The organism is Pseudomonas atacamensis (genome assembly GCF_017167965.1).
Lineage (GTDB): Bacteria > Pseudomonadota > Gammaproteobacteria > Pseudomonadales > Pseudomonadaceae > Aquipseudomonas > Aquipseudomonas atacamensis.
The window spans coordinates 1230505-1243642 of record NZ_CP070503.1 but is presented as its reverse complement, the minus strand read 5'-3'; the positions used below and the strand labels follow the sequence as shown (position 1 = coordinate 1243642).

Sequence of the window (13138 nt, the reverse complement as noted above, 5' to 3'; positions counted from 1 at the left end):
GCGCCCTATACACCATGTCTTATCCCGAAATAATTTTTATCACTCAGAGCAACAATCCATCGCCATTTTTGCAAAAGTTGCGCAAGTTATCGAAAGCGTTTCTCAATAAAAGAGGCAAAATCTGCCAGCGTAACCGCCTCAAATCAGACAGCTCTGCACCCGATCTACAAACGCTGGAGCGGCGCAAAGCCTGATGTTCCAAGGGCTTCGCCCATCTGCCGGCGCCTGTTAAAACTGCCTGCTCTGGTACGTCCGTGCTCAAGCCCGAAAACACTAAAACTGGCCAATGTTTTTATGTAACAGGCGGCCAATCCGCCGCATCCCGAGTCCCTGCGACAGCCCCTGTGTGACAACATGTCGCACATTTGCCGCACGCTTCATTGCCGTTCGTCACGGTGTTTTCACAAACGCTCTGAAATGCAAAACGCCCCGATTTTCAGCAGCGAAAATCGGGGCGTTTTGTTTATCGGCAGCTCTGCCGAGAAGTTGACTCAGTGCAGCGCTTTTCGATTACGCGAAGTCAGCAGAGGCACCAGAATGACCACCAGCACGAAGGCCACCAGCGCCCATTGCGCCAGCGACAGACCGAGGATCGGCGGATACGGCGTCGAGCAGAAACCGTCGACCTGGAAGCCCAGCGGGAAGATCTTCGCCAGCGGCAGATCATCGACAATCGGCTGCAGCACATCGACGCCACAGCTCACCGCCGGATAGAACTGCGTATAGACGTGATGCCCGGCCACACCGGCCCCGGCGATCGCACAGATCACCACCAGCGTCTCGAACACGGTGATGCTGCGACGGCTGCGCATGCCCGCACCGATAAAGGCGAACAGTGCAATCAGCAACAATGCATAGCGCTGCAGAATGCACAGTGGGCAAGGTGCTTCGCCGAGCACGACCTGCATGTAAAGTGCGCCGCCGATCAACGCCAGGCAGATGATCCCCAGCAACACCAGATAGCGCCGCTCACGCCCCAACCGCATCGTTTCCTCGCTCATTGCCTTTCCTTTGTAAGTCCATGGTCCAGCCGGCCGGCGGCTGAAATTGTCGCAAGTCTACACCGGGGCAATAAACGATAGAGCGGTTAAGGAATGATTAACCAACATGGCTTTTGCGGCGCGCAGAAGATTCGCGAGCAGGCTCGCTCCCACAATGGATGTGCGTCGAACGCAAATCCGGTGGGAGCGAGCCTGCTCGCGAACGAGACAAGGCGGTCTCGGATCACTCCAGAGCAGCAGCCGGGCCGAAGAACTCGTAACGGCTCTGTTTCTCCGGCACGCCCAACGCTTTCAGATGCCGTTTGATCGCGCCCATGAACCCCTTCGGTCCCAAGAAGTAAGCATCGACATCACGCTGCGCCGGCAGCCACTGGCCGAGCAGTTCTTCGCTGAGCAGGCCAACCTTGTCCGCCGCCGGGCTGACCCCATCTTCTTCGGCGTAGCAATAGAAGCGCTTGAGTTGCGGATGACGCGCCGCCAGCCCATCGACCCAGTCACGGAATGCGTGGACGCTGCCGTTACGCGCGCAGTGGATAAAGTGCACCGGACGTTCGGTGGCCAGCGCTGCTTCCAGCATCGCCAGCGTCGGGGTGATGCCGACGCCGCCACTGATCAGCACCAGTGGTTTGTCGCTGGCCGCCAGGGTGAATTCGCCCGACGGCGGGAACAGTTGGATGCTCGCGCCGACGTGCAGTTGATCATGCAGGTAGTTGGACGCGCGACCATTCGGTTCACGCTTGACGCTGATGCGGTACTGACCATTGTTGGCCAGTGCCGACAGCGAATAGTTACGACGGATTTCTTCGCCGTCGAGGATCAGCTTCATGCCGATGTACTGACCCGGTTCGGCCGCAAGAATCGGCCCTTTGTCCGCCGGTTCGAAGTAGAACGAGGTGATTTCCGCGCTCTCCTGCACCTTCGCTGCGACGATGAATTCCCGCGCACCGCGCCAGCCGCCGACAGCGTGTTCCTTCTGGTCATAGATCGCGGTTTCGGCGCCGATCAGGATGTCGGCCAGTTGCCCGTACGCAGCGCCCCAGGCACTCATCACCTCAGGCGTGGCGATCTCTTCGCCGAGCACTTCGGAAATGGCGCGCAGCAGGCAGGTGCCGACGATCGGGTAATGCTCCGGCAGAATCTGCAGGGCGACGTGTTTGTTGATGATCTTCGCCACCAGATCGCCCAACTGGTCGAGCTGATCGATGTGCCGGGCGTACATCAGCACGCCGTTGGCCAAGGCACGCGGCTGATCGCCACTGGCCTGATGCGCCTGGTTGAAAAGTGGGCGCACTTGCGGGTATTCGGAGAGCATCATGCGGTAGAAATGCGTGATCAACGCCTCGCCGCCGCTTTCCAGCAGAGGCACGGTGGATTTGATGATGGCACGATCCTGGACGCTAAGCATAAGGTGACTCCTGCGCTTTCTTGAAAGATTGCATTAGGGATATCAGCTTTCGTGCCAACTAATTAATCCTTTGGATTCAACAGCTTGAAAACCTCATAGTCATTTAGACACAAATGAACGTATAGTCATCGCGACTACACCTTGTCTCTTTGACTACATAACCATGACCGCCAAATCCTTGCTTACCGCCCTGCTGCCTCTGGTCGCCGACCTCTCCCGCGAACTGCCCGAAGGTGAGCGCTATCGGCGTTTGCTCGAGGCCATGCGCGCCTTGTTGCCCTGCGATGCCGCCGCGTTGTTGCGTCTGGATGGCGAATCATTGGTGCCGCTGGCGGTGGACGGTCTAAGCACCGACACCCTCGGCCGGCGCTTTAAGGTCAGCGAGCATCCGCGTTTCGAGATTCTGCTCGCAGGCATCGGGCCGACGCGCTTCGCCGCCGACAGCGACCTGCCCGATCCTTATGACGGATTGGTCGATGGCCTCGACGATCACCTCGAAGTTCACGACTGCCTCGGCTGTCCTTTATTCGTCGATGAAAAACTCTGGGGCCTGATCACCCTCGACGCACTGGACCCGGAGCGTTTCGAGCCGATCGAACTCGACGCCCTGCAAGCCTTCGCCAGCCTCGCCTCGGCCACGGTCAATGCGGCCGAACGCATCGAACGTCTGGCCACCCGCGCCGAAGACGAGCATCAGCGCGCCGAGGTTTACCGTCAGGCCAGCGGTCAGCAGAACCGCGAAATGATCGGCCAGAGCAAGGCGCATAAACGTTTGGTGGAAGAAATCAATCTGGTCGGCGGCAGTGATCTGACTGTTCTGATCACCGGCGAAACCGGGGTCGGCAAAGAGCTGGTAGCCCAAGCGATCCACGCCGCCTCCGCGCGCGCCGACAAACCGATCATCAGCCTCAACTGCGCCGCCCTCCCCGACACGCTGGTGGAAAGCGAACTGTTCGGCCACGTGCGCGGCGCCTTCACCGGCGCCACCAGCGACCGGCGCGGCAAGTTCGAACTGGCCAATGGCGGCACGCTGTTTCTTGATGAAGTCGGCGAGCTGTCGCTGACGGTCCAGGCCAAGTTGCTGCGCGTATTGCAGAGCGGTCAATTGCAGCGCCTGGGCTCGGACAAAGAGCACCAGGTCGACGTGCGTCTGATTGCCGCGACCAATCGTGATCTGGCCGAAGAAGTGCGCAGCGGTCGCTACCGTGCCGACTTCTATCACCGCTTGAGCGTGTACCCGCTGCGGGTGCCGGCCCTGCGCGATCGCGGGCGCGACGTGTTGCTGCTCAGTGGCTTCTTTCTCGAGCAGAACCGCTCGCGCATGGGCCTCAATAGCCTGCGTTTGAACAGTGATGCTCAGGAAGCGCTGCTCGCCTACACCTGGCCGGGCAATGTGCGCGAACTGGAGCACCTGATCGGCCGCAGTGCGCTGAAAGCGCTGGGTAACTGCAAAGTGCGGCCGAAGATTCTGAGTCTGAGCGCGGCGGACCTGGATTTGCCCCGTGAGGTTGTGGATAACGTGGTTGCGCCTGCCAGTGCCGACTTGGCCAATGTGATGCCGATGATCGGTGGTGATTTGCGCAGTGCCACCGATGAGTTTCAGCGGCGCCTGATCAGTGCAGCGCTGGAGCGTCATCAGGATAACTGGGCGAGTGCGGCGCGGGAGTTGGGGGTGGATCGGGCGAATCTCGGGCGGATGGCCAAACGACTAGGCATGAAGAGCTAAAAGCACACCCTCACCCTAGCCCTCTCCCAGAGGGAGAGGGGACTGATTGGGGGATATTGAAGAATTCCACTGACGTGAAAGATTTCTTCCGAATCCATAATCGACTCGGTCGTTCAGGTCGGTGTAAAACGCCACACACCTCCGTCGGCCCCCTCTCCCTCTGGGAGAGGGCTGGGGTGAGGGGCAGTGATAGAGAGAACAGCGATCAACTCAAGCCGACTACCCGACAACTAACCTAAAGCCCACCCCTTTAACGCCGATAACACGGCATCAAAGGTTTCTGGCGATTTCCACTCTTGCCCCACAGAAGGTTCTTATGTCCTCCACCAAAGCCCGCGCAGATTCACTTTCGCTTCTGCTGTTTACCTTGCGCAGCGGCAAGCTGATGGCGATCAACCTGCTGAAAGTCAGTGAAATCATCCCCTGCCCGCCGCTGACCAAGCTGCCGGAGTCGCACCCGCACGTCAAAGGCATCGCCTCGCTGCGCGGTGCATCGCTGTCGGTGATCGATCTCAGCCGCGCGATCGGCGAGCGGCCTCTGGAAGATCCCAACGGTGGCTGCCTGATCGTCACCGATGTCAGCCGTTCCAAGCAGGGTCTGCATGTGCAGGCGGTGAGCAAGATCGTCCATTGCCTGACCACCGACATCAAGCCGCCACCGTTCGGCTCTGGCGGCTCGCGTGCCTACATCACCGGCGTGACCTCAGTGGACGGCACGCTGGTGCAGGTGCTGGATATCGAAAAAGTCATCCACAGCATCGCCCCGGCGCAGATCGAAATGGCGCCGACCGACCTGACCATGGAAGACGCCGAAGTGCTCGGCAACGCGCGCATTCTGGTGGTCGATGACAGCCAGGTGGCGCTGCAGCAATCGGTGCACACCCTGCGCAACCTCGGCCTGCAATGCCACACCGCGCGCAGTGCCAAGGAAGCCATCGACTGCCTGCTCGACCTGCAAGGCACCGCGCAGCAGATCAATCTGATCGTCTCCGACATCGAAATGTCGGAAATGGACGGCTATGCCTTTACCCGCACCCTGCGTGAAACCCCGGACTTTGCCCACTTGTACGTCTTGCTGCACACCTCCCTCGACAGCGCGATGAACAGTGAAAAGGCCCGACTGGCCGGTGCCAATGCGGTGCTGACCAAGTTCTCCTCGCCGGAGCTGACCCAACGTCTGATCGAAGCGGCCAAGCACGTCGCGGCCAACGGGCACTGAGTCTTGGCCGAGACGTTTTGCTTTCTGCTGCGGCGCGACTTGAGTGAAGCGGTGCCGGATGCGCAGTGGCCGGACGGGATTGAGCTGTCCGTCTACCGCGAGGAGCTGGCGCCGGCGTTGCATCAGTTGATGCAGCTTGGACATCTGGAAGGTGGCGGTCGAGTGCCGTCACTGCACGACTGGCGTCAGCGCTTTGCCAGCGACCCTGAATACGATCCAGCATTGTGTTTCGTGGCCTGCGATGCCGAGGGCGTGGTGGGCGTGGCGCAGTGCTGGACCAGTGCGTATATCAAGAATCTGGTGGTGCACCCGCGAATGCAGGGCCGGGGGCTTGGACGCGCGTTGTTGCTGCATGCCTTCAGCGTCTTTCAACAGCGGCGCGAGGGGTTTGTCGATTTGCGGGTTCTGGAGGACAACCTGCGGGCGCGGCGGTTGTATGAAAGTGTCGGGATGTATGTGGTCCGCCGGGAATTGGTGCCGGACTGATCAAAGTCAAAAGATCGCAGCCTCCGGCAGCTCCTACAGGAAACCGCATATCCATGTAGGAGCTGCCGAAGGCTGCGATCTTTTAGCGGTGCCCCAGGCAACAAAACTCTTCAGGCAGACTCAAACCTTGGCCATAACCAAGGATGCCCAACCATGAAAGCCTTCACCCTGGCCCTGCTCAGCCTCACCGCCCTGGCCTCCCAGGCCCACGCCTCCAGCCCCGACGCCTGGGCCGCTTACGACAAGACCGTGCTCGCCAGTTGCACCAAGGCCAGCGGTCTGAAAAACGTCAAACCTGTCGGCACGCCCGCGCAATTCGACGACCGCGTCGGTTACACCGCCGTTCTGCTGCAAGGCCAATACCCGCAAAAACACATGAAAGGCCAGCAAGGCAGCGAGCTGTGCCTGTACAACAAACAGTCGAAAACCGCGTTCGTCACCGAGTGGGATTCGATTCGCCCGGCCACGAACACCCACTGAGTGGCGCAGTCCTTGCTTCGATCCGGTTCTGTGCGATGGTTTTCCGCCGTCGTTTCACACCCTGATTGAAGACAGATCGCTCAATGAATACGACGTTTTCCTGCATAGGCTGCGGCAAATGCTGCACCGACCACCATGTCCCGCTGACGCTCGCCGAAGCCCGCATGTGGGCGGCCGATGGCGGTCAGGTGATCGTGCTGGTCGAGGCATTTCTCGGCAATGGCCTGGGCCTGCCGGCGCAGCAGCGCGAACATGCCGAGCGCCGTTCGGCGGTGGTCCGCAGTGGCACTACTGATGCTCATGTGGCGATCACCTTTGCCGCCTACAACGTCGGCCCCTGCCGGAATCTTGACGACGACAAGCGCTGCCGGATCTACGAGCGGCGCCCGCTGGTGTGCCGGATTTACCCGGCGGAAATCAATCCGCACATTCCGCTCAATCCAGCTGCCAAGGATTGCCCGCCAGAGTCCTGGGAGCAGGGGCCGGAGCTGATCGTGGGCGGTGAGTTGGTTGATCGGGAACTGGTTGAGCTGATCCAGCGTTCGCGTCAGGCGGATCGGGATGACATCAAACTCAAGGATGCGATATGCGCAACGTTGGGGATTCGCACCACGGCGCTCAAGGGCGACGGGTTCACCGCGTACTTGCCGAACATGGATGCGTTTGCAGCGGTGATCGACCAGGTGAGCGCGCAACCACTGGCGGCGCGAACCAGTGAATGGCTGTTTCATTTGTCCGGCGATGATGTCGCCGGGCAAGTGCTGGCTGCGGGCGGGCAAGTGGTGACGGAACCGGCGCAGACTTATGCGTTTATTTCATTGCGCGCGGCTTGATCTGATATTTGTGCTGTAGCGGATGTCGCTTTCGCGAGCAGGCTCGCTCCCACAGGTTTGGGTTCTACACAGATCCAATGTGGGAGCGAGCCTGCTCGCGAAGAGGCCAGCACAAGCTCCATTACTTTCCGATGTCAGCGCTTTCCCATCGACCGACGCGTCCCCGGCGGCGCCATGCCCGGGGTTTTGGTGTGGCCATTCTTCGCGCCATTCTTGTACCAAGGCTGATTCGAGCCTTTCGCCGAAGCCAGCTCGCCCGGCTTGAACGGGAACTTGAACGCCGGGATCTCGGCCTTGGTTTCGCTGGCGTCAGCCACTTCAGCCGGGACGTCGCTCACAGCGTCGTCAACCGGCGGTTGGGTCGGGGAAGTCATAAAAGCTCCGGGAACAAAAAGTCGGCCCGATCAGTGAGCCGCAAAGGCGCGCAGTATACCTGTGCGCTCTGGCTCGGCATCTGAAGATTTGCACCGTGCGCTGAATGGCTGCCTGGCACTGACACTGCGTGATGATATTTCAGTTCATGCGTTGTTGAACGTCACCCAACAATTGCGACGTGCTCTCCAGCAATTGCTCAAGAAGCGCGTCATCTTCATCCATATAGCCTTCGTATTCGGCGAGATTGCGCCGCTCATGGCACAGCGCAAACAATCGCACCTGAACCTTGCTGCTTTGCGTGGTATGGATCAGGCACTGGAATACCAGATAGCGCTTGTCTGATCGATAGCCACTCAGGCGAAGAGCTGTCAGCGCCAGCGCGTGAGCGGCGTTGTAGGCCAAATCGAACCGGCTGGAAAACGACAGTGTGCAAGTGTGCGCATCCTTGAGCCTGTCCAAAGCCGAGCGCATCAGACCTTCACACTCCTTGCGGTCAGGTGGCTCCGCTTTCAGTACACCGCTACGTAGAAGATTCTCCAGACTCTCGTTGCTGCCCATCCTTGGACTCCAAAGGGTTTGCCCCTGACAGATCGATTTTTTCCTGCTGCATCACTCGCATGACAAAACTGTTCTGTGCCGCCAGCTTCCTGGCCCAGTCTTGCGGGGTGTATAGCGTCGGGTTGATGGGACGCCCCAATTGCTCCTCCAACGGCATGAGTCGCTCCATCAACTCACTGTAGTGCAGGCTTTCGCCAATCAGCATGAGATCTATGTCACTGAGTGTGTTCGCCGAGTTTTTGGCGATGGAGCCATACACGAACGCCCACGTGATCTGTTCGGCAAACGGTTCTAATGCCTGACGAAGAGGCTCGGCAAAACCGAATGTCTTGCGCGTGATGCCCAGAAGCTCCGCGTAGATAGGACATGCGGGGTTGGCCTGGTAATGGGTCTGGTTACCCACTCGAGTCATGCTGAGAATCCCGGCTCGTTGCAATCGATCGAGTTCACGCATCAGGCCGCCTTTGCCAACCTGTGCCCAGCGCACAATTTCGTTGGCGTAGAACGTCTGGTCAGGCTTGCCGAACAACAATCCCAACACTTTTTGCTGGGTGGCGGTGAACAGGGCTTCGCTTAAAGAAAGGTTTTCCACTGGCGCAAACCAAAGAGTCCCAAAACAGGAACGATAGGTCCCTTTTAGGGACTTATCAACTCAACGGTAATCGCAGCCACTGCAATTAACGTCGGAAACTGACAATCCTGACAGCCAGCCGTCACCCTGCCGACCGCCTGACCGGTTTATAACTGGTCAATCTGCCCAAACTCCAGACTTCGGCGCCGCGCATGTCCATCCAGAAAAACAAAATCCTGCTGGCCACTCTCCTGATTCTGCTGGCAGCAGCCGGCCTGTGGTTCGCGCTCAAGCCAGCGCCGACCAAACTGGCCGGTCCGACCGCCATCCCGGTACGCGTCGTAACGGTCAGCGCCAAAGACGTGCCGCGCTATACCAGCGGCATCGGCTCGGTGCTGTCGCTGCACAGCGTGGTGGTGCGTCCGCAGATCGACGGGATCCTGACGAAAATTCTGGTCAAGGAAGGTCAGCTGGTCAAAGCAGGCGACCTGCTCGCCACCATCGACGACCGCTCGATCCGCGCCAGCCTCGACCAGGCCCGGGCGCAGTTGGGCGAGAGTCAGGCGCAGTTGCAGGTCGCGCTGGTCAATCTCAAGCGCTACAAACTGCTCAGCGTCGACGACGGCGTATCGAAACAGACCTTCGACCAGCAACAGGCCTTGGTCAATCAGCTCAAGGCCACGGCACAAGGCAATCAGGCCTCGATCGATGCGGCGCAGGTGCAACTGTCCTACACGCAGATTCGCTCTCCGGTTACTGGGCGCGTCGGTATTCGTACGGTCGATGAAGGCAACTTCCTGCGCATGACCGACACCCAAGGCCTGTTCACCGTCACGCAGATCGACCCGATCGCCGTCGAGTTCTCCCTGCCGCAGCAGATGCTGCCGACCCTGCAGAGTCTGATCAGCGATCCGCAACGCGCCCCGGTCAAGGCGTACATCGGAGCCGATACTGATGGCGAAACCGGCAATCTGCTCGGCGAAGGTCAGCTGACCCTGATCGACAATCAGATCAACGCCAACACCGGCACCATCCGCGCCAAGGCCGAATTCGCCAATGCCAGCCAGAAGCTCTGGCCGGGTTTGCTGGTGACGGTAAAAATTCAGACGGCTGTGGATAAAGATGCGCTGGTGGTTCCGCCCACCGTCGTACAGCGTGGCCTCGAACAACACTTTGTTTACCGCGTGAAGGACGACAAGGTCGAGGCGGTGCCGGTGCAAATGGTTTATCAGGGCAGCGGCCAGGACATCATCAAAGGTGTCAACGCTGGTGACGTGCTGGTGACCGACGGCCAGTCGCGACTCAAACCGGGCTCGAGCGTGCAAGTCATGAGCGAGCCAGCGCAAGTGGTGCAGGCGGAGCCCAAGCCATGAACTCGCACAAGGGCATCTCGACCTGGTGCATCGATCACCCGGTGGCGACGATTTTGCTGACGTTCGCTCTGGTACTGGTCGGCGTAATTGCCTTCCCGCGTTTGCCAATTGCGCCACTGCCGGAAGCGGAATTTCCGACGATCCAGGTCTCGGCACAGTTGCCCGGCGCCAGTCCCGACACCATGGCTTCCTCCGTGGCCACGCCGCTGGAGGTGCAATTCAGCGCTATCCCCGGCATGACCCAGATGACCTCCAGCAGCGCGCTGGGCTCAACTCTGCTGACCCTGCAATTTACCCTCGATAAAAGCATCGACACCGCCGCCCAGGAGGTACAGGCGGCGATCAACACCGCCGCCGGCAAGTTGCCAAAAGACATGCCGACGCTGCCAACGTGGAAGAAGGTCAACCCGGCCGACAGCCCGGTGCTGATCCTCAGTGTCAGCTCGACACAGATGCCCGGCACCGAACTCAGCGACCTGGTGGAAACTCTGCTCTCGCGTCAGATCAGTCAGGTCGACGGCGTCGGCCAGATCAACATCACCGGTCAGCAACGCCCGGCGATTCGCGTACAAGCCTCGGCGGACAAACTCGCGGCCATCGGCCTGACGCTGGCCGACATTCGGCTGGCGATCCAGCAGACCAGTCTTAATCTGGCCAAAGGTGCGCTGTACGGCGAATCGAGTATCTCGACGCTGTCGACCAACGACCAGTTGTTTCACCCCGAGGATTACAGCCAACTCATCGTTTCCTACAAGGATGGCGCCCCGGTTCACCTGCGCGATGTCGCCAAAGTCGTCAACGGTGCGGAAGATGCCTACGTGCAGGCGTGGGCCGGTGATCGCCCCGGCGTGAATCTGGTGATTTTCCGTCAGCCCGGCGCCAACATTGTTGAAACCGTCGACCGCATTCAGGCCGCCCTGCCCGGCCTCGAAGCCATGCTGCCGGCCTCGGTGCAGGTGAAAACCCTGATCGACCGCACGCAGACCATTCGCGCCTCGCTGCATGAAGTCGAGATCACCTTGCTGATCGCGATCCTGCTGGTGGTCGCGGTGATGGCGCTGTTCCTGCGGCAATTGTCGGCGACGCTGATTGTTTCGGCGGTGCTCGGCGTCTCGCTGATCGCCAGTTTCGCCCTGATGTACATCCTCGGTTTCAGCCTGAACAACCTGACGCTGGTGGCGATCGTCGTCGCGGTCGGCTTCGTCGTGGACGATGCGATCGTGGTGGTGGAAAACATCCATCGCCATCTCGAGGCCGGCGATGACATGCGCGAGGCGGCGATCAAGGGGGCCGGCGAGATTGGCTTCACCGTCGTTTCGATCAGTTTCTCACTGGTGGCGGCGTTCATTCCGCTGCTGTTCATGGGCGGTGTGGTCGGGCGCCTTTTCAATGAATTCGCCCTGACAGCGACTTCGACGATCATGATTTCCGTGGTGGTGTCGCTGACCCTGGCGCCAACCCTTGCCGCGCTGTTTATGCGTAAGCCGGTACATCACGCCAACGCCCAACCCGGTTTCAGCGAACGCCTGCTCGGCTGGTACGAAAAGGGCCTGCGCCGCGCCCTCGATCATCAGAAATTGATGATCGGCGTATTCGGTCTCTCGCTGGCGTTGGCGGTCGCCGGCTACATTTTCATTCCCAAGGGGTTCTTCCCGGTGCAGGACACCGGTTTTGTCCTCGGCACCACTGAAGCCGCTGCGGATATTTCCTACGGCGACATGGTGAAAAAACACTTGGCGATGGCCGAAATCGTCGCCGCCGATCCGGCGGTGCAGGCGTTTTCCCATTCGGTCGGGGTTTCCGGCAGCAATCAGACCATCGCCAACGGGCGCTTCTGGATCGCCCTGAAAAAACGTGGCGACCGCGATGTCAGCGCCAGCCAGTTCATTGATCGCATCCGCCCGCAACTGATGAAAGTCCCCGGCATCGTCCTGTATCTGCGCGCCGGTCAGGACATCAACCTCAGCTCCGGCCCCAGCCGTGCGCAGTACCAATACGTACTCAAGAGCAACGACGGCGCGACCCTCGCCACCTGGACCCAGCGCCTGACCGAGAAACTGCGCAGCAACCCGGCGTTTCGCGACATTTCCAACGATCTGCAACTGGGCGGCAGCATCACCCACATCAGCATCGACCGCAGCGCCGCCGCGCGTTTCGGCCTGACCGCCAGCGATGTCGACGAGGCGCTGTACGATGCATTCGGCCAACGGCAGATCAATGAATTCCAGACCCAGGTCAACCAGTACAACGTGATTCTCGAGCTGGACACCAAGCAGCGCGGCAAGGCCGAAAGCCTCAACTATTTTTACCTGCGCTCGCCACTGAGCGGCGAGATGGTGCCGCTGTCGGCGCTGGCAAGGTTTGACGCGCCAACCATCGGCCCGCTGTCGATTGCTCACGACGGCATGTTCCCCGCCGCCAATATGTCATTCAACCTCGCCCCCGGCGTGGCATTGGGCGATGCGGTGATTCAGCTCAACCAGGCCAAGGCCGAGATCGGCATGCCCACCGCGATCAGCGGCAACTTCCAGGGCGCGGCGCAGGCGTTCCAGAGTTCGCTGGCCAGCCAGCCGTGGCTGATTCTGGCGGCGCTGGTGGCGGTGTACATCATTCTCGGTGTGCTTTATGAAAGCTTCGTGCATCCGCTGACGATCATTTCGACCTTGCCGGCGGCAGGTCTGGGCGCGGTGATCATGCTGTGGATCTGCGGCCAGGACTTTTCGATCATGGCGTTGATCGGGCTGGTGCTGCTGATCGGTATCGTCAAAAAGAACGGCATCCTGATGATCGACTTCGCGCTTGAAGCGCAGCGCCAGCGCGGTCTGCCGCCGCAGGAGGCGATTTTCGAAGCGTGCATCACCCGGTTCCGGCCGATCATCATGACCACCCTCGCCGCCCTGCTCGGTGCGTTGCCGCTGATGCTCGGCTACGGCACCGGCGCCGAATTGCGCCAGCCGTTGGGCATTGCCGTGGTCGGTGGTTTGCTGGTCAGCCAGATGCTGACGCTGTTCACCACGCCGGTCATATACTTATGGCTCGAGCGGCTGTTTCACCGGCACTCACACCCACCAGCCCCAACGCCCGCAACGGCACTGGCGACCACAGACTGAG

At 60.2% G+C, this 13138-nt stretch carries 12 protein-coding genes; 7 read left to right on the top strand and 5 right to left on the bottom strand.

The window, feature by feature from the left end; translation table 11 throughout:
• Nucleotides 1-491: 491 nt before the first annotated feature.
• Nucleotides 492-1001 (bottom strand): disulfide bond formation protein B, encoded by a 510-nt coding sequence (locus JWU58_RS05790; RefSeq protein WP_122507825.1) that lies wholly within the window; start codon nt 999-1001, stop codon nt 492-494.
• A 223-nt stretch (nt 1002-1224) separates the two neighbouring features.
• Nucleotides 1225-2406, bottom strand: a complete 1182-nt coding sequence (hmpA, locus tag JWU58_RS05785; protein ID WP_123444194.1) for an NO-inducible flavohemoprotein — start codon at nt 2404-2406, stop codon at nt 1225-1227.
• 163 nt (nt 2407-2569) lie between these two features.
• On the opposite strand from hmpA, the gene norR reads away from it, so the two are divergent.
• The 5 genes from norR to JWU58_RS05760 all read left to right on the top strand — a co-directional run bounded on the left by norR (nt 2570) and on the right by JWU58_RS05760 (nt 7150).
• Nucleotides 2570-4132, top strand: a complete 1563-nt coding sequence (gene norR, locus JWU58_RS05780) for a nitric oxide reductase transcriptional regulator NorR (protein WP_206421597.1) — start codon at nt 2570-2572, stop codon at nt 4130-4132.
• Between the two features lie 316 nt (nt 4133-4448).
• Nucleotides 4449-5351 (top strand): chemotaxis protein CheV, encoded by a 903-nt coding sequence (locus tag JWU58_RS05775; protein ID WP_016773296.1) that lies wholly within the window; start codon nt 4449-4451, stop codon nt 5349-5351.
• Nucleotides 5352-5354: 3 nt separating this feature from the next.
• Nucleotides 5355-5837: a GNAT family N-acetyltransferase gene (locus JWU58_RS05770; protein ID WP_123444191.1), complete on the top strand. Its 483-nt coding sequence runs from the start codon at nt 5355-5357 to the stop codon at nt 5835-5837.
• A 153-nt stretch (nt 5838-5990) separates the two neighbouring features.
• Nucleotides 5991-6317 (top strand): hypothetical protein, encoded by a 327-nt coding sequence (locus JWU58_RS05765; RefSeq protein WP_123444190.1) that lies wholly within the window; start codon nt 5991-5993, stop codon nt 6315-6317.
• An 83-nt stretch (nt 6318-6400) separates the two neighbouring features.
• Nucleotides 6401-7150 carry a YkgJ family cysteine cluster protein gene (locus JWU58_RS05760; RefSeq protein ID WP_206421596.1) on the top strand — a complete coding sequence of 250 codons (750 nt, stop codon included), beginning with the start codon at nt 6401-6403 and terminating at the stop codon, nt 7148-7150.
• A gap of 134 nt (nt 7151-7284) precedes the next feature.
• On the opposite strand, the gene JWU58_RS05755 is transcribed toward JWU58_RS05760, so the two are convergent.
• The 3 genes from JWU58_RS05755 to JWU58_RS05745 form a co-directional block, all read right to left on the bottom strand.
• Nucleotides 7285-7524 (bottom strand): hypothetical protein, encoded by a 240-nt coding sequence (locus JWU58_RS05755; protein ID WP_016773292.1) that lies wholly within the window; start codon nt 7522-7524, stop codon nt 7285-7287.
• A gap of 139 nt (nt 7525-7663) precedes the next feature.
• Nucleotides 7664-8083: a hypothetical protein gene (locus JWU58_RS05750; protein ID WP_122611828.1), complete on the bottom strand. Its 420-nt coding sequence runs from the start codon at nt 8081-8083 to the stop codon at nt 7664-7666.
• On the bottom strand, nt 8046-8675 hold the full coding sequence (locus JWU58_RS05745; protein WP_122611827.1) for a nucleotidyltransferase domain-containing protein: 630 nt from the start codon (nt 8673-8675) through the stop codon (nt 8046-8048). The genes JWU58_RS05750 and JWU58_RS05745 overlap by 38 nt, the downstream gene beginning before the upstream one ends.
• 191 nt (nt 8676-8866) lie before the next feature.
• On the opposite strand from JWU58_RS05745, the gene JWU58_RS05740 reads away from it, so the two are divergent.
• Entirely contained in the window at nt 8867-10027 is a 1161-nt protein-coding gene (locus tag JWU58_RS05740; RefSeq protein ID WP_206421595.1) for an efflux RND transporter periplasmic adaptor subunit, read from the top strand.
• On the top strand, nt 10024-13137 hold the full coding sequence (locus JWU58_RS05735; protein ID WP_206421594.1) for a multidrug efflux RND transporter permease subunit: 3114 nt from the start codon (nt 10024-10026) through the stop codon (nt 13135-13137). The genes JWU58_RS05740 and JWU58_RS05735 overlap by 4 nt, the downstream gene beginning before the upstream one ends.
• The last annotated feature ends 1 nt before the right edge of the window (nt 13138 follow it).